This window comes from Sphingopyxis italica (assembly GCF_011926545.1).
GTDB classification, from domain to species: Bacteria; Pseudomonadota; Alphaproteobacteria; order Sphingomonadales; family Sphingomonadaceae; genus Sphingopyxis; species Sphingopyxis italica.
On the sequence record NZ_JAATIT010000001.1, the window covers coordinates 1,242,373 to 1,263,216 of the forward strand.

At 62.3% G+C, this 20,844-nt stretch carries 22 protein-coding genes and 1 pseudogene; 14 read left to right on the forward strand and 9 right to left on the reverse strand.

Translation table 11 applies throughout. The features are described 5' to 3' along the window. Positions 1–9 precede the first annotated feature (9 nt). Positions 10–1,902, forward strand: coding sequence for a phosphomethylpyrimidine synthase ThiC (thiC, locus tag GGR90_RS05625; RefSeq protein WP_167920084.1), 1,893 nt, complete (start codon positions 10–12; stop codon positions 1,900–1,902). A 166-nt stretch (positions 1,903–2,068) separates the two neighbouring features. Continuing rightward, entirely contained in the window at positions 2,069–2,764 is a 696-nt protein-coding gene (locus tag GGR90_RS05630) for a hypothetical protein (RefSeq protein ID WP_167920086.1), read from the forward strand. A 51-nt stretch (positions 2,765–2,815) separates the two neighbouring features. Here the strand turns inward: GGR90_RS05630 and GGR90_RS05635 are convergent, their stop codons facing one another. After that, positions 2,816–3,967: a Fic family protein gene (locus GGR90_RS05635; RefSeq protein ID WP_167920088.1), complete on the reverse strand. Its 1,152-nt coding sequence runs from the start codon at positions 3,965–3,967 to the stop codon at positions 2,816–2,818. A gap of 185 nt (positions 3,968–4,152) precedes the next feature. Here GGR90_RS05635 and GGR90_RS05640 point away from each other — a divergent pair, with 185 nt between their 5' ends. The 6 genes from GGR90_RS05640 to arr all read left to right on the forward strand — a co-directional run bounded on the left by GGR90_RS05640 (position 4,153) and on the right by arr (position 7,480). After that, complete coding sequence (locus GGR90_RS05640) at positions 4,153–4,665, forward strand: 2'-5' RNA ligase family protein (RefSeq protein ID WP_167920090.1); 513 nt, start codon at positions 4,153–4,155, stop codon at positions 4,663–4,665. Between the two features lie 31 nt (positions 4,666–4,696). Continuing rightward, positions 4,697–5,278 (forward strand): GNAT family N-acetyltransferase, encoded by a 582-nt coding sequence (locus GGR90_RS05645; RefSeq protein WP_167920092.1) that lies wholly within the window; start codon positions 4,697–4,699, stop codon positions 5,276–5,278. A 62-nt stretch (positions 5,279–5,340) separates the two neighbouring features. Continuing rightward, positions 5,341–5,649 (forward strand): hypothetical protein, encoded by a 309-nt coding sequence (locus GGR90_RS05650; protein WP_167920094.1) that lies wholly within the window; start codon positions 5,341–5,343, stop codon positions 5,647–5,649. An 82-nt stretch (positions 5,650–5,731) separates the two neighbouring features. After that, the gene (locus GGR90_RS05655; protein WP_167920096.1) at positions 5,732–6,379 is read left to right on the forward strand and encodes a hypothetical protein; all 648 of its coding nucleotides are present in this window, start codon (positions 5,732–5,734) and stop codon (positions 6,377–6,379) included. 124 nt (positions 6,380–6,503) lie between these two features. Beyond that, on the forward strand, positions 6,504–7,058 hold the full coding sequence (locus GGR90_RS05660; protein WP_209023567.1) for a PepSY domain-containing protein: 555 nt from the start codon (positions 6,504–6,506) through the stop codon (positions 7,056–7,058). Continuing rightward, entirely contained in the window at positions 7,058–7,480 is a 423-nt protein-coding gene (gene arr, locus GGR90_RS05665; RefSeq protein WP_167920098.1) for an NAD(+)--rifampin ADP-ribosyltransferase, read from the forward strand. Before GGR90_RS05660 ends, arr begins: the two co-directional genes overlap by 1 nt. 17 nt (positions 7,481–7,497) lie before the next feature. Here arr and GGR90_RS05670 read toward each other — a convergent pair whose 3' ends face one another. The 7 genes and pseudogenes from GGR90_RS05670 to GGR90_RS05695 all read right to left on the reverse strand — a co-directional run bounded on the left by GGR90_RS05670 (position 7,498) and on the right by GGR90_RS05695 (position 12,716). After that, entirely contained in the window at positions 7,498–9,183 is a 1,686-nt protein-coding gene (locus tag GGR90_RS05670; protein WP_342449890.1) for a recombinase family protein, read from the reverse strand. Between the two features lie 232 nt (positions 9,184–9,415). Beyond that, complete coding sequence (locus GGR90_RS05675; RefSeq protein ID WP_088442360.1) at positions 9,416–9,643, reverse strand: helix-turn-helix transcriptional regulator; 228 nt, start codon at positions 9,641–9,643, stop codon at positions 9,416–9,418. A 406-nt stretch (positions 9,644–10,049) separates the two neighbouring features. Continuing rightward, entirely contained in the window at positions 10,050–10,604 is a 555-nt protein-coding gene (locus GGR90_RS05680; RefSeq protein ID WP_209023568.1) for a fasciclin domain-containing protein, read from the reverse strand. 86 nt (positions 10,605–10,690) lie between these two features. Then, positions 10,691–11,389 carry an anti-sigma factor gene (locus GGR90_RS05685; protein WP_167920102.1) on the reverse strand — a complete coding sequence of 233 codons (699 nt, stop codon included), beginning with the start codon at positions 11,387–11,389 and terminating at the stop codon, positions 10,691–10,693. Next, positions 11,382–11,969, reverse strand: coding sequence for a sigma-70 family RNA polymerase sigma factor (locus tag GGR90_RS05690; RefSeq protein WP_342449891.1), 588 nt, complete (start codon positions 11,967–11,969; stop codon positions 11,382–11,384). Before GGR90_RS05690 ends, GGR90_RS05685 begins: the two co-directional genes overlap by 8 nt. A 59-nt stretch (positions 11,970–12,028) precedes the next feature. Further along, positions 12,029–12,239, reverse strand: a pseudogene (locus GGR90_RS19415) (helix-turn-helix transcriptional regulator). Between the two features lie 249 nt (positions 12,240–12,488). Further along, entirely contained in the window at positions 12,489–12,716 is a 228-nt protein-coding gene (locus tag GGR90_RS05695; RefSeq protein WP_167920104.1) for a hypothetical protein, read from the reverse strand. 51 nt (positions 12,717–12,767) lie between these two features. Between GGR90_RS05695 and GGR90_RS05700 the strand changes: the two genes are divergently transcribed. The 5 genes from GGR90_RS05700 (at position 12,768) to GGR90_RS05720 (ending at position 19,077) form a co-directional block, all read left to right on the forward strand. Further along, entirely contained in the window at positions 12,768–13,430 is a 663-nt protein-coding gene (locus GGR90_RS05700; RefSeq protein ID WP_342449892.1) for a DUF4331 family protein, read from the forward strand. A 212-nt stretch (positions 13,431–13,642) separates the two neighbouring features. Then, positions 13,643–14,188: a DUF4331 family protein gene (locus GGR90_RS05705; protein ID WP_342449893.1), complete on the forward strand. Its 546-nt coding sequence runs from the start codon at positions 13,643–13,645 to the stop codon at positions 14,186–14,188. A 77-nt stretch (positions 14,189–14,265) separates the two neighbouring features. Next, on the forward strand, positions 14,266–15,624 hold the full coding sequence (locus GGR90_RS05710) for a hypothetical protein (protein WP_167920108.1): 1,359 nt from the start codon (positions 14,266–14,268) through the stop codon (positions 15,622–15,624). Then, positions 15,621–16,895, forward strand: coding sequence for a HupE/UreJ family protein (locus tag GGR90_RS05715; RefSeq protein ID WP_167920110.1), 1,275 nt, complete (start codon positions 15,621–15,623; stop codon positions 16,893–16,895). Before GGR90_RS05710 ends, GGR90_RS05715 begins: the two co-directional genes overlap by 4 nt. Before the next feature lie 232 nt (positions 16,896–17,127). After that, the gene (locus GGR90_RS05720) at positions 17,128–19,077 is read left to right on the forward strand and encodes a ParB/RepB/Spo0J family partition protein (protein ID WP_342449894.1); all 1,950 of its coding nucleotides are present in this window, start codon (positions 17,128–17,130) and stop codon (positions 19,075–19,077) included. Positions 19,078–19,186: 109 nt separating this feature from the next. Here the strand turns inward: GGR90_RS05720 and GGR90_RS05725 are convergent, their stop codons facing one another. Further along, positions 19,187–19,741, reverse strand: coding sequence for a nucleotidyltransferase family protein (locus GGR90_RS05725; protein WP_245198400.1), 555 nt, complete (start codon positions 19,739–19,741; stop codon positions 19,187–19,189). A 107-nt stretch (positions 19,742–19,848) separates the two neighbouring features. On the opposite strand from GGR90_RS05725, the gene GGR90_RS05730 reads away from it, so the two are divergent. Then, a complete protein-coding gene (locus GGR90_RS05730; protein ID WP_167920112.1) occupies positions 19,849–20,769 on the forward strand; it encodes a HEPN domain-containing protein in 921 nt (306 codons plus the stop codon). Positions 20,770–20,844: the final 75 nt, after the last annotated feature.

The window sequence follows — 20,844 nt, forward strand, 5'->3', positions numbered from 1 at the left end:
CGACTGCACATGGCCGACATCGATTCCCGCCTCGACAAAGCGCAAGCCACCCCCATCGGCGTCACCACCGGGCCCATTCGCGGCAGCCGCAAGATCCACGTCGCGGCGCAGACCGGCAGCGGTATCCGCGTCGCGATGCGCGAGATCGACCTCGACCCGCACAGCGGCGAGCCCCCCGTCCGCGTCTACGACACCAGCGGGCCTTATACGGACGTAAATGCCACCATCGACATCAACGCCGGCCTCCCCGAACTCCGCCGCGAATGGATCGTCGGCCGCGGCGACGTCGAGGAAGTCGCCCAGCGCGAGGTGCGCCCCGAGGATAACGGCCAGCTCGGCCCCGATCGCAGCGGCGGCGTCCCCGCCTTCCCCAACGTCCGTCAGAAGGTCCTCCGCGCGCGTGCCGGCGCGAACGTCAGCCAGATGCACTATGCCCGCCGCGGCATCATCACGCCCGAGATGGAATATGTCGCCGAGCGCGAGAATCTCGGCCGCGCCCGCCTGTCCGAATACAAGCGCGACGGCGAAAGCTTCGGCGCCAGCATCCCCGACTATGTCACCCCCGAATTCGTCCGCGACGAGGTTGCGCGCGGCCGCGCGATCATCCCGTCGAACATCAACCACCCCGAAAGCGAGCCGATGGCGATCGGCCGCAACTTCCTCGTCAAGATCAACGCCAACATCGGCAACAGCGCGGTCGCATCCGACGTTGCGAGCGAGGTCGACAAGATGGTCTGGTCGATCCGCTGGGGCGCCGACACCGTCATGGACCTGTCGACCGGCCGCAACATCCACGACACGCGCGAATGGATCATCCGCAATTCGCCCGTCCCGATCGGCACCGTCCCCATCTATCAGGCGCTCGAAAAGGTCGGCGGCATCGCCGAGGACCTGACCTGGGAAATCTTCGCCGACACGCTGATCGAACAGGCCGAGCAAGGAGTCGACTATTTCACCATCCACGCCGGGGTCCGCCTGCCCTACGTGCCGCTCGCGGCGAAGCGCATGACCGGCATCGTGTCGCGCGGCGGCAGCATCATGGCGAAATGGTGCCTCGCGCATCACAAGGAAAGCTTCCTCTACGAACGCTTCGACGAGATTACCGAGATCATGAAGGCGTATGACGTCGCCTACAGCCTCGGCGACGGCCTGCGCCCCGGCAGCATCTACGACGCGAACGACGAGGCGCAGTTCGCCGAGCTCTACACGCTCGGCGAGCTCACCAAGCGCGCCTGGGCGCAGGACGTCCAGGTGATGATCGAGGGGCCGGGCCACGTCCCGATGCACAAGATCAAGGAGAATATGGACAAGCAGCTGGAGGCCTGCGGCGAGGCGCCCTTCTACACCCTCGGCCCCCTCACCACCGACATCGCGCCCGGCTACGACCATATCACCAGCGGCATCGGCGCCGCGCAGATCGGCTGGTACGGCACCGCGATGCTCTGCTACGTCACGCCGAAGGAGCATCTCGGCCTCCCCGACCGCGACGATGTGAAGGTCGGCGTCGTCACCTACAAGCTCGCCGCCCACGCCGCCGACCTCGCCAAGGGCCACCCAGCCGCGCAGGTCCGCGACGATGCGCTGAGCAAAGCGCGCTTCGAATTCCGCTGGCGCGACCAGTTCAACCTGTCGCTCGACCCCGACACGGCGGAGCAATATCACGACCAGACGCTCCCCGCCGAGGGCGCCAAGTCGGCGCATTTCTGCAGCATGTGCGGCCCCAAATTCTGCTCGATGAAGATTTCACAAGAGGTCCGCGACTTCGCGAAGCTGCAAAATCAGGACAGCGCGGGCTTCATCGCCGCGGAGGAGGCCGAGAAGGGCATGGCGGAAATGAGCCAGGTCTATGAGGACACCGGCCGGGAGCTGTATATGGGCGCGGGTGGGCGGGAGCATGATTAATTTTGGCGCGAAATAGCAGAACCGTAGAGCAGTCTTATTGCAGGAATCTGTCCATGCCTACAAATCTTAGTCTTTTTATAAACATTCTTAAAATCTAGACATGGCAAATCTAACTCACTCGTCGTTCAAGCAGCCCCAAAATCCATACACGTTGCTATGGCGTTATATGGATTTGTCAAAATTTGTGGCACTTATTCAAAAGAGTTCTTTAGTATTTCCGAGAGCCGATAAATTAGGAGACCCGTTTGAAGGCAGCGCCCCGCTTCCTAATATTCAAGCCTTTCGGTATGTGATGGATTTACGGAAATCTCATCCGGATCAGGATCCCTATAAAGGCCTGTCAGATGAACAAGTTTCCTCGATTTTTTCTGGTGCCAGCTCATTCAGACGGCAAGCTCTATTGCTTAACTATATGAGTTGCTGGCATATGAATGATTCAGAATCAGCTGCCATGTGGAAAATATATAGTAAATCAAGCGATGCAGTTTGTATAACCACCGACTATCATACCTTATCTTCTATCCTGCCTGACGAGGTGTGTATGGGTGAAGTGGAATATGTAGATTACAATAGCACGTATGTTGATCCCATAAACTCTTTCAGCTTTTTTATGATGAAAAGAAAATCATTCTCACATGAAAAAGAAGCTCGAGCAATATTTGCAGACTTCGAATATTGGAACGATAGCAATTCCCCTTACATTAAGGAATTTTCTGTTCCCTTAAACCATCTGATAAAGAAAATTTATGTAAGCCCGGAATCTCCCGATTGGTTTAGAGATGTTGTTTCTGATCTTGTAATAAAATATGGGCTTGATATTCCTGTTCAACATTCAGAGCTTAACTCGGTTCCCTTATATTGAGTATCGAAGAATCACGGCGGGATTACGCTGACGGGTCCAATAACCCACAGCTCACTCTACCCGCAGCGCTTCCAATATCTCGTCGAACACAATCACCTTCGGATGGCTCCCGACCTCGCTCGCGACGCCCGCCCCGACCAGCACCGCCACATTGTTCGCCGCCGCCTGATAGGTCACGCCGATCTTGGCCGCGATGGCGGTGATCGTCATCGCGGGCTGCTCGAACGCCAGATCGATAATACGCGGCAGCAGCGCCGATTGGCGCGCCTTCTGGAACCGCTCGCGATAGCGCATCTGCAAATCCTGGAGCCGTTCGACGATCCGGATCGTGCCGAGCGCCGATTCGGTCACGGCTTCCAGAAAGAAAGATAACCACGGCAGCCATTCGCCCTTGCGCGACACCTCGTACATCAGGTCGATATAACGATCCTTATGCCGCTCGAGCCACGGCGACATGTAAAGCAAGGGCTGACGCAGCGTATCGCTCTGGATCAGGATCAGCGTGATCAGCATCCGGCCGACGCGGCCATTGCCGTCGGCAAAGGGATGGATCGTCTCGAACTGATAATGCGCCAGCGCCGCATCGATCAATGGCGGTATGCCGCCCCGATCCACCCGATTGATGAACTTAGCCAGATCGTCCAACGCATCGGCGGCTTGCATCGGTGGCGGCGGGATAAAGCGCGCCGTTTCTATCCTGCCCGTCCCGCCGATCCAGTTCTGGTCGCGCTTCAACTCGCCCGCATCAACCGCCGCGCCGCGATGCGTTGCGACACCATCCAGTAACAGGCGGTGCGCATTGCGCAAAAGTCTGCTGGAAATCGGCAACGCATCAAGTTGATCGATCGCCGTCTCCAACCCCCTCACATAATTATAGACCTCGCGGTTATCTTCCCGCTTTCCGGCGTCACCCGCACCGGCCTCAAACAGGAAGAGATCGGATAGCGTGGTGTAGGTCCCTTCCATGCCTGACGAGGAAACCGCCTCACGCCGCTGCAGAGGGCGGATGAGAAGCATCGGGTTGGCCATGCCCCGACCAATTCCGCGCAATTCGCCGATCGCTTGCGAGGCGGCCGAAAGCTGCTCTGCCACCGGATTCAAATCCAGCACCGGCGGCAGCTTCTGCGGTACAAACGCTTTGCGCCCACCGATCGTCGGAATGAGCGTGCCCGTTGCAGTCTTACCAAAACCGTTTTGCTCCATTATCGCTTCCTTGAAGAGATGGGACAGTTTTCTACAAAATCTTTGTTTCGTTGAAAACTCTTATCTCATGTTCAATGAGCGTTGAAAACCAAATTGGAGCATTCTCCTTCCATCCTGTTTCTCGCGCGCCAACACGGAACGCCCGGCAGTCGGCCTCGCCCCCACAGCATGCTACGCTCCCACCCATGCGCGCCCGGAACCCCCTCTACATCATGGCCAAGCCGCCGCCGGAGGTTCAAGCGCAGATCGCCGCGCTGCCGCGCAACGATCCGTCGCGCGGGGTCGATCTCCTCCATGTCACGCTCATCTCGCTCTACGACCTGCATCATGTGCCGCCCGAATGGCTGCCCGCGACCGTCGCCGCGCTCGACAGCTTCGTCGCGGCGCCCTTTCCGCTCCGCTTCGACCGGATCGAGAACCGCAAGGCGGTGACGCTGCGCACCCGCGATCCGCTGGCCGAGGCGCGGGCGTTCCAGAAGGCGCTGGTGAACCATCTGCTCGCCGCGAAGGCGCCGATCATGGACGGCACCACCCCCGAACCGCACATCACGATCAACTATCGCGGCGACCGGCTGAATGCACAGAAGATGCCGCCGATCGGCTGGACGGTCAGGGAAATCTTGCTGATGGAAAGCGTTGTCGGCAAGACCACCCATATCGAGCACGGCCGCTGGGCGCTTACGCCGCCCGGCGACTGAGCGCCGCGCACGGCGAAAGAGGAGCGTAGCCATGACGAAAATCACGATCGGCAAACCCGCGGACAAGGCGCGGCTGCTCCATACGCTGGTGCTCGGCTTTTCCGCCGACCCGGTGGCGCGCTGGGCCTCGCCCGATGCCGCGACCTATATGGACCGCCGTCACGAATTTTTCGATGCCTTCGGCGGCGCGGCGTTCGAGCATGGGACGGCGTTCGTCGCCGACGACGGCGCCGCGGTCGCGACCTGGCTGCCGCCCGGCGTCGAGCCCGACGGCGAGGTCATGGCGGCGATCATGGACGAACAGACGCCGCCGCACCGCAAGGCCGAAATGGACGATCTCGTCGAACAGATGGACCGCTTTCACCCGAAGGAGCCGGTCTGGTACCTGCCGCTGATCGCCGCCGATCCGGCGCATCGCGGCCGCGGGCTCGGCACCGCGCTGATGGAGGCGGCAATCGCGGTCATCGACGCCGACGGCCGCCCCGCCTGGCTCGAAAGCTCGAACCCGCGCAACATCCCCCTCTACCAGCGCTTCGGCTTCGAAACCGTCGGCGAGATCCGCACCGAAACCTCGCCGCCCCTGACCCCGATGCTCCGCCGAGGAAAAAGATGACGCAAGTCGCGCGCCCGGCCCCGCCATTGCCAACCCCCGCCCCGCGCGCTTATTCTCACCGCATGGCCCACCCCTCGAACATCGTCTATTGCACCGGCCCGCACGATCCGCACGCGCTCGACGGCATTTCGCGGCGCCACCGCAGCGGCGATCTCGACACGCTTTGTCCGGTCTGCCTCGGCTATGGCCAGTGGAACACCCAGATCGACCTCGTCAGCCACCGCTCGATCCGCCACGCCTGCCCCAAATGCGACGGGCGCGGCTGGATCGAGACCGGCGCCGACATGGTCCCCAGCCACGACACCGCGCTGTCGCCCGACGGCCAGCCGATGTGGGTCGTGCGGCTCGACCCCTCCGACGACCGCGAGTGACCGCGGCGCGCGATCCTATTTCGCACCGCGCCCCCCCCGAAAAGCCTTTCCTAAAATATCGGCGTCTGGTTCATCCTGTCCGATGAAGCCGGAAAAAATCCCCGCTCGCCCCGCCGCGCCGCACGACGATGCCGCGCCGGCTCCCTGCCACGCCCCCGCCGCCTTCGCCCCCGCGGTGCTGCGCGCGCGCCACGACGGCTGGACGCCCGAACGACAGGTCGGCTTTATCGAGGCGCTCGCCGAAAGCGCCTGCGTCGTGCAGGCGGCGGCCGCGGTCGGGCTCTCGGCCACCGCCGCCTATAACCTCCGCCGCCGGCCCGAGGCGCAGGCGTTCCGCCTCGCGTGGGACGCGGCGCTTGAGATGGGGGTGCGGCGGCTCGCCGATGCGGCGCTGTCGCGCGCGGTGCACGGCGTCGCGCGCCCCGTCTTCTATCAGGGCGCACAGGTCGGCGAGCGGCGCTATTATGACGAGCGGCTGACCCAGTTCATCCTTCGCCGCCGCGATCCGGTGCGCTTCGGCGACTGGCGCGACGGCCGCGAGGCGGTGCAGCATTTCGACGGCCCCGCGCTGATCCTCGCGCGGCTGCTCAGCCTCGCCGAAGACGCCGCCTATATGGGCGAGGATCGCGGCACCCCCGCGCCGCCCGACCCCGCGCTGCTCGCCGCCGCGCTCGGCCTCGACCCGCGCATCCTCCGCCCCGAAGACGCGGACGACGATGACGATTATTGAGCGACGGGTATCATTTTACCGGAGGGGAATGACAAGTTTGACAACTTCCGCCCGCCGCGTCCGCCTCGACTCGTCGCCGGGTCCCCGATAGGCTGACCTCCCTTGCCTTTATGGGAGAGTGACGATGCGTGGACAGGCCTGGTTGATTGCGGGCGCGATGCTGGCGCTAACGGGGTGCGGCAAGGCCGAGGCGCCCGCGCCGCCCGAAGCTGCGGCGCCCGAAAAGTCGGTGCTCGCCGACGGCCCCGCGGCCGAGATCAGCGGCGTCGCCGCCGCCGACCTGCCGCCGGGGGTGCGCGATGCCGTGCTCGCGCGCGTGCCCGGCATGAAGGTCGCCGAGGCCGAGCGCAAGGAACGCGGCGGCAAGCTCTTCTACGACGTCGAGGGGACGCGCCCCGACGGCAGCGAAATCGAGCTCGATCTGATCGAGGAAGCGGGCGCCTGGCGCGTCGTCGAGATGCAGCGCGACATCGCCTGGGCCGACGCCCCCGCGCCGGTGCGTGCCGCCGCGGGCGCCCCGGACGACGCCTTCACCCCCGCGCGCGTCATCGAAAGCACGCAGGAGGACGGCACGATCGTCTATGAACTCTTCGCCCCCGGCAAGGCCGACGAGCCCGCCGCCGAGGTGAACTGGAAGGACGGCAAGGCGGTGCTGCGCACGACACGCAACGAATATTGATGGCCGACGCCCCCAATGGCCCCGATGCGGGCGCGACCTTCTACCACGGCACGCGCGCCGACCTCGCCGTCGGCGACCGGCTCGCCGCGGGCTGGACGAGCAATTACGGCACCGAAAAGCCGCTATCGTGGATCTATTTCTCCGCCGCGCTGGAGTCCGCGATCTGGGGCTGCGAACTCGCCGCGGGAGAGGGGCGCGAGCGCATCTATATCGTCGAGCCGACCGGCGACTGGTTCGACGACCCCAACCTCACCGACAAGAAATTCCCCGGCAACCCGACGCGCAGCTATCGCAGCCGGTCGCCGCTCCGCATCGTGGGCGAAGTCGAAAGCTGGACCCCGCACGCGCCCGAGGTGCTCGCCGCGATGAAGGACGGCCTCGCCAAGCTGAAGGCCGAAGGGAGGGACGTGATCATCGACTAAGCGTCCAGAATGTTTCGTCATTCCCGCGAACCCGAGGCCACCGTTGTTATAACTTGGCTGGCGTCGGGTGCGGGGTTGTTGTTAGCGAAGTCGAGTATCCCCATCAACGAACCGTGAAGGGTCGCATGGATTTCGCCGCGCTTCGCACCGGGTTGCAGCACGATCTTGCCAACGAGCGAGCGAATGTTGCTCGAAGCATCGAGCCGTGTTTCCGGGTCCGCAAGCGTTTGTGTCAGGCGTTCCACCTTGCGCTTGTAGATTTCGGCGATGCCGGGATGGATGGCTGGAACATCCTGCGGCGCCTCGGCAAGGCGTGCGGTGATTTCAGCTTGTTCCTGTTCCAGCTCGGCCATGCGCGCCTTCATGGCGGGCTGGTATAGTCCGTCCTCGATCGCGGCCATGATGCCCGCGACGGCCTTGTTGTTCTTCGCGAGCGCGCGCCGGTCGGCATCCGCCTCAATCCGCCGCTCGCGGTTCTCGCGGTTGATGTGAGCCGTGTAGGCCGCAACAGCCGCCTCAATCTTGTCCGCCGACACCAGCCGGTCGGTCATGCCTGCCAGCGCCCTGCGTTCCAGTTCATCGCGCCGGATCGTCCGACCGTTGGTGCAGGCGCGACCGCGATGATGACCGGTGCAGCCATAGCGGTCTCCTACGACGATCGCATATACACCGCCGCATACACCGCATTCGAGGAGCCCCGAGAGCAGATAGGCGGGCCGACGAGCGCCATGCAGGGCGCGCGCCTGCGCGGCTTCCTTGATCCCGGCATGGCGCTCGGCAAGCGTCGCCTGCTGGCGCTTGACCGCTGCCCACAGGTCATCACTAACGACGCGAAGCTCGGGAACCGCGTTCCTGACCCATTCGGCTTCGGAGTTGAGGCGCGTGACGCTCTTGCCGGTGCTGGGGTCTTTGACCGAATGCTTATGGTTCCAGACACGGACGCCAACATAAATCTCATTGTTGAGAATGCCAGTTCCGCGGCGAATATCGCCGCGGATGCTGGTATCGCGCCAAGCCTTGCCCGCGGGGCCGGATATGCCCTCGGCATTGAGGTCGCGCGCAATCGCGAGCGGGCTCTTGCCCGCCGCGAACTCGCGGAAGATGCGTTCGACAATCAGTGCTTCGCCGGGATCGATCTCGCGCTCGCCGCGCACCAGTTCGCCTTCGCTCGAAAGGCGGCGGATCATACGATAGCCATAGCCGACCGCTCCCGCCGAGAATCCCTTCTCGACGCGCCCGCGTAGGCCGCGATGGGTTTTCTTCGCAAGGTCTTTCAGGAACAGCGCATTCATCGTCCCTTTGAGACCGACGTGAAGCTCTGAAATCTCGCCTTCGGCGAGCGTGACGAGCGGCACCCGCGCAAACTGGAGGTGCTTGAAAAGGGTCGCGACATCGGCCTGATCACGCGACACGCGGTCAAGCGCCTCGGCGAGGACGATATCGAACTTCCCCGCCTGCGCGTCGGCGAGCAGCCGCTGAATGCCGGGACGCAGAATCATACTCGCGCCCGAGATCGCGGCATCCTCATAGACGCCTTCGATCTGCCACCCTTCGCGCGCTGCGCGTTCGCTGCAGATACGCTGCTGGTCGGCGATCGACGCCGAACTCTGTTGATCGGAGGAATAGCGAGCATAGAGCGCGGCGCGGATCAAGACATCTTCCTTTCGAGCAGGGGCAAGCGGACACCGACCCGCTTGCCCCACTATGACAGTCTCGCGCGCCATGCCCTTAGGGTCAACGCTTGCGGGCCTTCGCATATTTACGGAAGATCATTGTCGTTGGCGGCTTTCCGCGCGCGAACATGCTCGCGCGCGATGTGTCGTCCGATCGCCTCTGCGATGCGCGTCAAGGCCGCGTCAACGGCGGCAGGAGCAAGTGCGGAAGAGTTGTCATTCGCGGCCGTGAGCGTCCGCGAACGCGGCGCCTCGTCCTTTTTCATACCGGCCCATCACCGATGGGTCGATTGTCATTTTCGGCGCGGTAGCCGGGCGGGTCGGCGATCCACCGATTGATGGCGGACTCCCACCACCCGGCACCATGGACGCTTATCTGAACCTGCGCCGGGAAGGTGCCCTCGGCGATCTTCCGGTAGAGGGTAGAGCGTGACAGTCCTGTGCGATTGAGAACGGTGGGTAGGCGGATGATCCTTTCGGAGACGGGCATGGCAATTACTCCATCGGCTGGCGTCGGTCGGGCTCCCTTGGGTATAGAATTGGCGATCCGAAAAAATCGCGCAAGAGTGCCAAAAATGGTGCCAACTGCCTCTGTCGTGTCCTGTCGTGTCCTGTCGTTTCTTGTTGTTTCCCAGCGTGCGATTTTTGGATCGAAATAATTTTCCCATGCTGTCCCAGCGACCCGGATAAATCCTCATTCCGCTTCGCTGCGGACCTTGCTCAAATAAGCAGCCGATCCGAATCGAGACCGACCTGCACCTATCTAAGCGCGAATCTAATTGCTATTGGAACGCTTGCAGCTCGTGGGCTTCGCCGCACGACTAGCGAGATATCGGAAGCTACGAAACGACGACGTCGGCCCCTGCAAAGAATGAAGCGGCCGACGTCTCAAGGTATCAGTTCGGCAACAGGACGCTGTCAACGACGTGGATAACCCCGTTCGACTGTTTGACGTCGGCAATGGTGATTTGGGCCATGCCGTCCTTGGCGTCCGTCACATACCATTTTCCATCCTTGCCCCACACTGTCAGCTTGGCCCCTTGGACGGTCGTCAATACGGCCTTCCCTCCATTTGCCTGGGCCTTCGCGGCAAGGTCGGCCGCGGTCAACGTGCCGGGCACGACATGATAGGTGAGGACTGCGGTCAGCATGGCCTTGTTCTCGGGCATCAGCAGCGTGTCGACGGTGCCCGCGGGTAGCTTATCGAAGGCGGCGTTCGTCGGCGCAAAGACGGTGAACGGTCCCGCGCTCGACAGCGTGTCCACCAAGCCCGCCGCCTTGACGGCGGCGACCAGGGTGGTGTGATCCTTGGAATTAAGGGCATTTTCGACAATATTCTTTGTTTCGAACATCGCAGCGCCGCCGACCATCGGATTGGCAGCGATGGCAACGCCGCCTCCGGCGAACATCATCAGAGCAGCGAGCGACACGGAGATTTTGGAAAGTTTCATCGTACAATCCTCTAATTGGCTGCACCTCGAAGATGTGGGATGCGCCGCAGCTACGGCGGCAACCTGCATCCGGATGCGCGCTAACGTCAGATCGTGATAATTTTCCCGGCTGCGACCGGCGGTGCGCTCGGCGACTTGTGCGGGATTCTAGACACTGGCTCCATGGTCACTGCGAGGGTCGCGCCTTCGACGATCAGTTTCCGGTGCGGCTGAGGCATGGTCATTTCGGCGCGTCCGGCACGCGCGACCTGGCCTAGCGACACTGGTGAGCCACCTTCGGGAATGATCCACAGTTCGGGCACCAGCGCGCCAGACTCAAAACCGTCGATTTGCAACTCCATCACGCCGTTGCTTCGGTCGTATCGAGCAAGGACCAATGGGCCTGCGTTATCGCTTTCGATCCTTGCTACCGCCAACTGCGGTGCCGTGGGCACGGGCGGAGACTGAAAAATGAGCGCAAAAGCCAGCGCTGCGGCGATTCCACCCGACACGAGCGCGCCGGCTCGCCAGCGGCGCAGACGCGTCTCGATGGCAGTCACAATGGATGGTGCTGGCCGGGACAGCCGCGCAGCGATCCCGTCCCACACGGCGGCTGCGGGTTCGGCATCGATCCATTCGGCGTGCAAAGGCAAGAGCCTCGTTTCCCAACCCTCGACGAGCTTTGCGAAGGCGGGGTCACGAAGCGATAGCCGCAGCGCACCGGCCAACGCCTGTCCATCAAGCAAGCCCAGCGCCAGTTCGGCAGCGAGGAGGTCGCGCTCGGCGGGAGTCAGTGGATCAGCCATTGCCGAGGCAACCCTTCAGACGCATCAATCCGCGCCGTATCCAGCTTTTCATAGTCCCCAACGGAATATTCTCGCGGTGCGCAAGCTCGGCATAGGTCGAACCGTCGAAGAAGGCGGAGCGAATGCACCACCTCGTCCGCTCGTCGAGTTCTTCCATGCAGAGCCGCAATTTCTCGCCATCCTCCGTCGCCATCAGCATCTGATCGGCGCGCGGCTCATCGTCGGCCACAGCAAGGGCAGCCTCCAGCGGCAGTGCGTCGCGCACCGCGCGGCCAGCAACCGATCGCCGCCAATCGATCGCACTATTTCGTGCAATTGTTGCCAACCACGTGATCGGGCTGGCCCGCGCTGCATCGAACCGTCCCGCACGCTCCCAAACCCTGATATAAACAGCCTGCAAGACATCCTCCGCGCTGGCCCTCTCGCCACAGATACGGAGACAAATTCCAAATAGTTTCGCGGACGTCATTCCATATACCACGCGCAAGGCATCAGCGTCGCCGCTCGCCACGCCTTCGATAGCGGAAACGAGCAAGCGTTGTTTGTCGTCCGAGTTGGAAGGCGAATGTACTGCGCTCACTTAAAGCACCCTACGCACATGGTCGGGTTTGGCAAGCGAACGCGGCGCTTTGTCCTTTTTCATACCGGCGCATCGCCGAGAGGCCGATTATCATTTTCGGCGCGGTAGCTGAGCGGGTCAGCGATCCACCGATTGATGGCAGACTCCCGCCACCCGGCGCCATAAAAGCTGATCTGTACCTGCGCCGGAAAGGTGCCCTAGGCGATCTTGCGGTAGAGGGTGGAGCGTGACAATCCGGTACGATTGAGACACGGTCGGAAGGTGGATGATCCTTCGGAGACGGGCATTGCAATTACTCCATCGGTTGGCGTCGGTTGAACTCCCCGGGTGTAGAATTGGCGATCAAAAAATTCTGCAATATTGCTAATAATAGCCCCAACTGCCTCTGCCGTATCCCGTCGCTTCCTATTGCTTCTTGTTGTTTGCTAGCGTGTGATCTTTGGACCGAAATAATATTGTCATGCTGTCCCAGCCTAGGGGGGTGCCAGTGTTTGGCACCGATCGACAGGGCCGCTCGTCTCAAATTTCGAGTCGCCTTTGGCGTCGCGATCCGTCGCTACGTTCGGTCATTTGCAAATTGAACACCGACGACGTCAGTTGCGCCAATGCGGCTTTCTGTGATTTTTTTGCGACCTCTGCATCCGCGCCCACACCGGCCTCGTAGCTGGGCTGAAATATAATAAAATCACGCTTTCTTCTGTTCAGGAAGAAGGGACGGTCGCGGTCGGATATCTGAACTGGACCCATTCCCTGCTGCTGAAAACATAGTCGTCGCAAACTACAGCAAGGAGCATGAAGGTGAGGAAGAAATACCAACTCCTGATGGGGGCAGGCGTTCTCGCGTCCGCCGGCGCCATAGCCCTGATTTTACCCGGCCAGTTCCTGACGGCGGCCGATCATCTCGATCCACCTGCGTTGACCGATCCAGCCGTCGATACGACGCCCGACCGGCCGGCGGATATCGCCGACCTCTACGCATGGCATACAGATTCATCTGTCATCATCGCGCTGACGTTCGCCGGTCCCCAGGCTACGTCGCTGCCGGCCACTTATGATCGGGACGTGCTTTACACGGTGAATATTTCTAACGCTATGCCCCGCACCACGGCCGACATTCCCATCCGCGTGCGCTTCGGCACCGGCTCGGGAGATCAAGTTGGTGTCCAGGTCAGCGGGTTGCCGGGGGTGACAGGCGATTTGACGGGTTCCGTCGAAACCGATCTGGCCAAAGATGGTGTACGGGTGCGAGCAGGTTTGTTCGACGATCCCTTCTTCTTCGACTTGCAGGGCTTCCGCGACACGCGCGCGACGGGAACGCTCAGCTTCAACAAGGACCGCGATTTTTTCGCCGGCCAGAATCTTACCGCAATCGTTATGGAGATACCGCGCGACAGGATCGCCAATGGCAGCAATCTGATCGACATCTGGGCGACCACCGCCCGCTTTGGAGGACAGCTGTGATGCACCGGAAAATTCAAACGGCAGCTGCGGCTGCAAAAAATCGCTCTCTGGGTAAAAAAGGGGGCGTAGCCAGTCTGGCTGTGCTCGCCGCCATCGGTCTCGCAGCCTGTAACGATAGGGGTGACAATGGCGCTCCGCCTCCCATAACCGTCACGCCGACACCGAGTCCCACGCCCACACCCGCGCCAACCCCGACACCCACGAGCTTCGACGTGACCGCCTGCCTGAATCAAGCGATTCCGGGAACGGGGTTCACTGTCGCGCAGGCGGTTGTGCCCGACACATTGACGCTAACATTGTCGGCGGCTTCGGGATTTCCGAACGGGCGGCGGTTGCCCGATCCGGTCATTGACGTCACGCTGGCCGTCATATTCCTGGACCTGACACGGCATAGCCCGGCGCTCTTTGCCGGCTTGCCGGTCAATCCGTCAGCAAATGATCAGCCGTTTCGCACTTCTTTTCCATATCTCGCGCCGCCACAAGGCTCACCGTCGCTGGCAGCGACGGGAGGGACGAGCTTCAATTTCCGGACCGACGGCCCCTCGAGCTATGTACGGGTCGACCGCATGGGGATGCCTGCCGTCGCGACCGCGCTCATCGGATCTTCAGCGAAGACGGCCTATAATGCCGCCGACCCGGTGAATGACGCTAACGGCGATTTTGTTCCCGAACTCACGGCTCAGCTCACTGGCTTGACCAATGCGCTGGCGGATGATTTGACGGGGCTTGGCCTGACACCCTGCGCCAGGCCGCGCTGATGCCGCAACCGGCCACGGACATGGGGCCTTGGGCCTCGCAGTCGTGGCGAAATCGTGCCCTGGTCATTCGGAAACGAATGACCGGGGCACGTCTTCGTCGGGCCTTGCGGACATGGCACCTGCTTCCGATCTTCGCGGTATTGTTGATTGTCGCGGCAGGCTTTGTCGATGACCGCTGGCGGGCAAGGCCGGAAACGGACGCACCCGCCCTCGATCTTCCGCTACCGGCATTTGGGCCCGCCAATTTTGAGGCGGCGTTGGTCGATGCCGATCGCCGCATCGAGCTGGGTCGAGAGAAGCTACGCCGCGCTCCGGGCGACTGGGCAAGTTTGGAAGTTCTTGCCAATGGTCTAACTTCACGCGCCCGCCTCACCGGCGATTATAGCGACTGGGCCGAAGCCCGGCGCCTGCTCGACGCCAGCTTGATGATGGCTCCAAAGACATCCGGACCCGTGGTTGCCAATGCGACGCTGGCGCTGTCCACGCATCGGCTAGCCGTTGCAGAACGCGACCTGACCACCATGGAAGGCGCGGCGGTTCCACCTGATCGCGGACAGATGGCAGGAATGGCGGGCCTCGCCGGAGACATCGCTTTCTACCGGGGCGACATGTTGGCTGCCCAGCGCCAATATGCGCGCGGCACGGCGCTCGGGGGAGGTTCGGCTATCGATTTTCGTCTAGCCGTCCTCGCGATGGCGCAGGGACGCTTTGCCGATGCCGACGCCGCCATTTGGCGATCGGTGTCTGGCGACCGAAAACATACGCCGCAAATGTTGGCCCAGGCTGCGATGCGGCTTGGCGGGCATGCACTTGCGCGGGGAGAATGGTTTGTCGCCGAACAGTGGTTTGCGCGCGCCGACGCGCTGTTCCCGGGCTATTGGCTGATTGCCGCGCATCGGGTGCAGGCGCGCGCGCTTCGCGGTGATGCCACCGCCGCAGAACAGATGGCGGCCATCGCGGCGCGCAGCAACAGCGCCGAGGCGATGGATGCGACCGCGATGCTCTTTCGCCAGCGGGGCGACGGTCCGAACAGTCGGCTGTGGGCTGGACGAGCAGCCGCTCTTTGGCAAGAGCGGCTCAGCTTGCTGCCCGAGGCTGCCTATGGCCATGCCGTCGAACATGAACTCGCATTCGGGGACCCGGCAGCGGCGCTCGACCTTGCGCAGCGGAACTTCGTGCAACGGCCCTATGGCGAGGCGCGGTTGCTTCTTGCCAACGCGCTCCTGATGAACAATCGACCTCAGGATGCGCTGGACGAAATCGCCCGCGCCGAAGCGTCGGGTTGGCGCAGTGCACCACTATATGCCCTCAAGGCCGAAGCCGCAGCGCTCGCTGGCCGATCGGAGACGGTTGAGGTTGCCCGCGCGGCGGCCGTGCGGATCAATCCGCAGATATTCCACCCCCGTACGCCGCTTATCTGGTTTTCGCACGGATGACCCGCTTCACCCGCATGGCGCTGGCCGCGGTCATCTATTTCGCGTCGCAATTGGCTTTGGTGTCGCCCGCGGCGGCGCATCTGACGCCGAACTCCGAGGTCGGCCTGACCATAGGCGCCGAAGACGTCCGCGCTGATATCATCATTCCCCAGAGTGAATATATGGTCGCGACCTCGCATTCGGCGGGCAATGATCGGCAAAGCCTGTCGCGCGCCAGAGCTTATATCGAAGACCGTTTCAAAGTGTTCACGCCGCAAGGAACGCCCTGGTCGGTGCGCGTCGATTTTGTCGAGTTCGCGCAGCGCGCGGGCCCGCCGGACTTGCACGCGGCCGCCGTCCTGACCCCTCCGTCGGGGGCTTCGCCGCGCAATTTTGTTGCCGAGTGGCACGCCGTCGTAGACGAGCTTCCGAGCCATTTCGCCTTGTTTGTCATCCGGCACGATATGGCTGGCGTATCGGGCGCGGGACCACAAATCGCCGGCGCGGTGCGGTCAGGCGCCGCACGCATCGTGATCGACGTCGGCGGCGCGAGTAAATGGCGCGAGTTTCGCAATACGGTCAAGCTCGGTATCGATCACATTATCGGCGGATATGACCATTTGATGTTCCTGCTCGCGCTCTTGCTGCCAGCGCCGCTGGCCGCAAGCGCTGGCCGCTGGGCAACAGTTCGCGACTGGCGCAGTACTGTTCGGTCGATTGTCAGCGTGGTCACCGCTTTTACGATCGGGCACAGTCTGAGCTTGATCGGCGCCACCTCGGGCGGCTGGCTGCTACCGGTACAACCGGTTGAAATCGCAATTGCAATGTCGGTGTTCATGTCGACGGCCCACGCGGTCCGCCCGTTGTTCCCCGGCTATGAGCCAGTGGTCGCGGGTGGGTTCGGACTGATCCATGGTCTGGCGTTTGCAACCTTGGTTGCTGATCTGCATCTCGGCAGCGCAGTGGCGCCGCTAGCCTTGCTGGGATTCAACCTCGGAATCGAAATCGTTCAGCTCGTTATCGTACTTGTAGCTATGCCGGCGCTCATTCTGCTCGCGCCATATCGATACTATCACCCCTTCCGTACCGGCCTTGCGGTGGTCGGCATGGGGGCAGCGGTCGTATGGCTCATAAATCGCGCCTTCGGCGTTGGTGATGGCTTCATGCGAATAGCAGAACAAGCGATCGCAGCAATCGCCGTCATCCTTGCGGTCGTGTCGATTGCTCTCGTCGCCAGCCATTGGTTGCGGCGCTGCGTCCTTCGACTGCGTGCAGTTGGTCAGGGGCACTGAGGCAGCGCCTTCTGAATAGGAAACCACGTAGTGGTGACCTCGAAATCGAAGCCCAGTTCAGATGGTAACTGCGAAAGGGTTTGCGTCCCGCCTGCGGCGGCCGCGCTCTATTCCGCTGCGCTCCACCGAGCCGCCGCTACGCGCCATCTCTTCGGCCTCGCCGTAACGATCGCTGACGCGGGGCCGGAGCTTGGCTCCGGCCCGAAGGTCATCGCGCTGACGCGCGCTGGCGATGGCCTCCGGCCGCGCGGTGTGGTCGTCGCTCTCCTCTGAGGCCCGCCCGGCAGGGCGCAACCCCTGCGGGGTCCTCCATTGCATTTCGGCCTGCGGTGCGCCCTGCCTTCATGGCGGACCTCTCCGGTCGCTCTCGCCGCCCACCCCGCTCAGCCGGGGCTGCGGTGGTTTGGAAGAGCAAAGGAGAGACATCATGGAACTCAAGCATATCGACATCGCCAACCTCTCGGTTTCGTCCGCCAACATGCGCGGGATTACCAAGAAGCCGGACCTCACCAATATCCTGCCATCGGTGCGGGCGCGCGGCATTCTGGTGCCGCTGATCGTCAGGCCGGGTGCGGAAGACGGCAGCTACGAGATCGTCGCGGGCAAACGGCGCTATCATGCGGCACTGACGGTCGCCGAGGAGCAGGAATGCATCGACCCGCTGCCCTGTGCGGTCGTGGAAGCAGGTGACGACGCGGCGGCGCTCGAAGCCTCGCTGATCGAGAACATTGCCCGTCTTGATCCCGACGAGGTCAATCGCTGTGAAGCCTTCACCCGGCTTGTTCGCGAGGGCCGGAGCGTCGAGGCGGTCGGTCTGACCTTTGGGCTGACCAGCTTGCAGGTGAAGCGAACCCTCGCCATCGGCAATCTGCTGCCACGCATCCGCAACCTCTATCGGGCCGAGAAGATTGATGTCGTCACCATGCGGCATCTGACCCTCGCCACCAAGGTGCAGCAGCGCGACTGGCTGGACCTTGTCGATTGCCCCGAGAAGCACGCCCCGACCGGCGCGCAGCTGAAAGCGTGGTTGTTCGGCGGCAGCGCGATTGCGACCAAGGCGGCGCTGTTCGACCTTGCCGATTACAAGGGCGAGATCATTTCCGACCTGTTCGGCGAGGATCGCTATTTTGCCAGTGCGGACGATTTCTGGACGGCGCAGATGGCGGCGATCGAGGATCGGGCCGACGTCTATCGCGAGGCGGGCTGGTCCGAGGTCGTCGCCATGGCGCGCGGGGATTATTTCAACAGCTGGGAGCATGACCGCTGCCCGAAAAAGAAGGGTGGCAAGGTTTTCGTGTCGGTCAGCCATCGCGGCGAGGTCGCCTTCCACGAGGGCTATATCACGATGAAGGAAGCCCGGCAGCGCGCCAGGGGTGAACCGGGTGCCGACACGCCAAAGCCCGTTCGTCCCGAGGTCAGTGCCGCGCTTGGCAACTATATCGATCTCCACCGCCATGCCGCCGTGCGCGCATCGATCTTGTCCGAACCGGGCGTGGCGCTGCGCTTGATGGTGGCCCATACCATCGTTGGGTCGCCGCTTTGGCGGATCGATGTCGAACGGCAGCGCGCCGCGAGCGATGCCGTTGCCGAGAGCGTCGAGGTGTCGGCCAGCGAGGCGGCGTTCGACGCGAAGCGCCGGGAGGTGCTTACCATGCTCGGCTTCGATCCCGAGACACCCACCGTGGTTGGTGGCTATGACGGCGAGCTTGGCATTGCCGGGCTGTTCGTCCGGTTGGCGACGCTCTCCGACGAGGCGGTGATGGGCATTCTTCCCGTCGTCATGGGAGAAACGCTTGCCGTTGCCAGCATCGAGGTCGATATGGTGGGGCAGCTGCTTGGCACCGACATGCAGACATCTTGGCAGGACGACGCGGTGTTGCCCGATCTGATCCGCGACAAGCAATTGCTCACCGCCATCGTCGGCGAGGTTGCGGGTGCCGATGTGGCGGAAGCCAATGCCGGGGCGACCGCCAAGGTGCAGCGCGCGATCCTCGTTGATTGCCTCACTGGCAGAAATGGCCGTGAACAGGTCAACGGGTGGCTCCCCAAATGGTTTGTCTTCCCGCCGTCGGGTTATACCGAGCGCGGCGGCATCGGCTGTGTCGAGCGGAGTGGGAACATCGCGAAGCTCGCCATCACGCCCGAGATCGTGGAGCAGCCGGAGATGCGCCAAGCCGCGTAATTACCAATCACTATCGGAGGAACGGCTTCGTCCGTTCCTCCAGATTTTTGCCCGGCGCAAAGCGCCGGGCATTTTGTCCTTGTCAAAGCGAGCGAACTCGCTGCGATTCTCATTCACACGACAGCAGCGGATAGCGAACGCGCCATCCCTTTTGAGCGGTCCGCTGCTCGAATATATGCCGCTTCTTTCCGAGGAACGATGGCGTCGGCACGAGCTTGGGTGCGAATAGATCGTCAAGCCCGAACGGAGCATTGATCTCCAATCCACCTTCCGGAGTCAGCCGCACCGCTATAGCCGTGGCTGTTTCCGGCCAGAAGCACATGGCGTCCGCCACCGAGTCATATGGCCGGTCTCCATTTCGAGCGTGCATTCGCGCCTGATTCTTCACGGACCAATGGAAATTCGGCCGACAAGCTCGGAGCCTGCTTTCGATTTCCCGGTCGCGTTCTTCTTCGATTCGATGCCTGTCGAACCAGACGACATCGACATCAGCCGATGGCGAACGGATCTCCCGGCCATGGAGATGGTCCCAAACCGCATCGCGGACGAAGCCCGCCCCGATCCAGCCATCGGGCAGCGCGAGTTCCCGGATCGCTTCGAGCGCCATCATTCGATGCCTGTCATCATTGATGACGTTCGAGAGGCGGGCGCTAAAATCCATCATCCCGTTATAGCGTCTACTGCCTCTGGAGGTCGAAATTATCGCGCCCGTTACCGCGCAGGTGCCGATAGGTCTTGCCAAGGGCCGGAGATTGGCTGAAGATTCCGGCAATGCGCACCGACGTCGATCATCTACCTGCCACGAAGCAGCGCGAGCTTGAGCGCATCGTCGAAATCCTGTTCGACGAGTTCCGCGAGGCAACGGAAAATGCGACCGGGCGCCGCAAGGGCGCCCGCATATTAAAGGTCGTCCTGTTCGGTAGTCACGCGCGCGGCGATTGGGTCGATGCGCCGCTGTCGGCGAACCAGTATAAATCCGACTACGATATCCTCGCCATCGTCAGCCAAAAGGAGCTGACCGACCGCGCCGCCTATTGGGCGAAAGCCGAGGAACGGCTGATCCGCGCCTATACGATCGAAAAGATGCTCCGGACCCCGGTCAATTTCATCGTGCATTCGCTACATGAGGTGAACGACGGGCTCGCGCACGGTCGCGTCTTCTTCATGGAGGTCGCAAAGGACGGTATCGCGCTCTACGAGGTCGATAGCAGCGAGCTCGCCACGCCACGTCCCAAAACGCCTAAACAAGCCTTGGCAACAGCGAAGGAGTATTTTGGGGAGTACTTACCTTCCGCCGAGCAATTCCTGATTCAAGGGAAGGAGGCCAATGCGCGCGGCTGGCATAAGAAAGCAGCATTTGAACTGCATCAGGCAACCGAACGCCTCTATCAGGGGCTGTTGCTCACCCTGACTTTCTACACGCCCTACAATCACAACATCGCGTTTCTGCGTGCGCTTGCCGAAGGACTCGACCGTCGCCTTCATAGCATCTGGCCCGAGGCCAATCGGAGCGAGCGCGCGATGTTCCAGAAATTGAAGGAAGCCTACACCAAGGCCCGCTACTCCAAGCACTACAAGATTAGCGAAGAAGAACTCACCTGGCTCGGCGAGCGCGTCGAGGAACTGGGCCGCGTCGTTCACCAGGTTTGCGCCGACAAGATCGCCGAACTCGAAAAGGCCGCGCGCGGATAAGCGCCGCGCCGTGCGGACGGCACGGACAAATTTGGGCAGTGAACAAGCTTCTCATTTCGGGAGGCCGGCCGACAG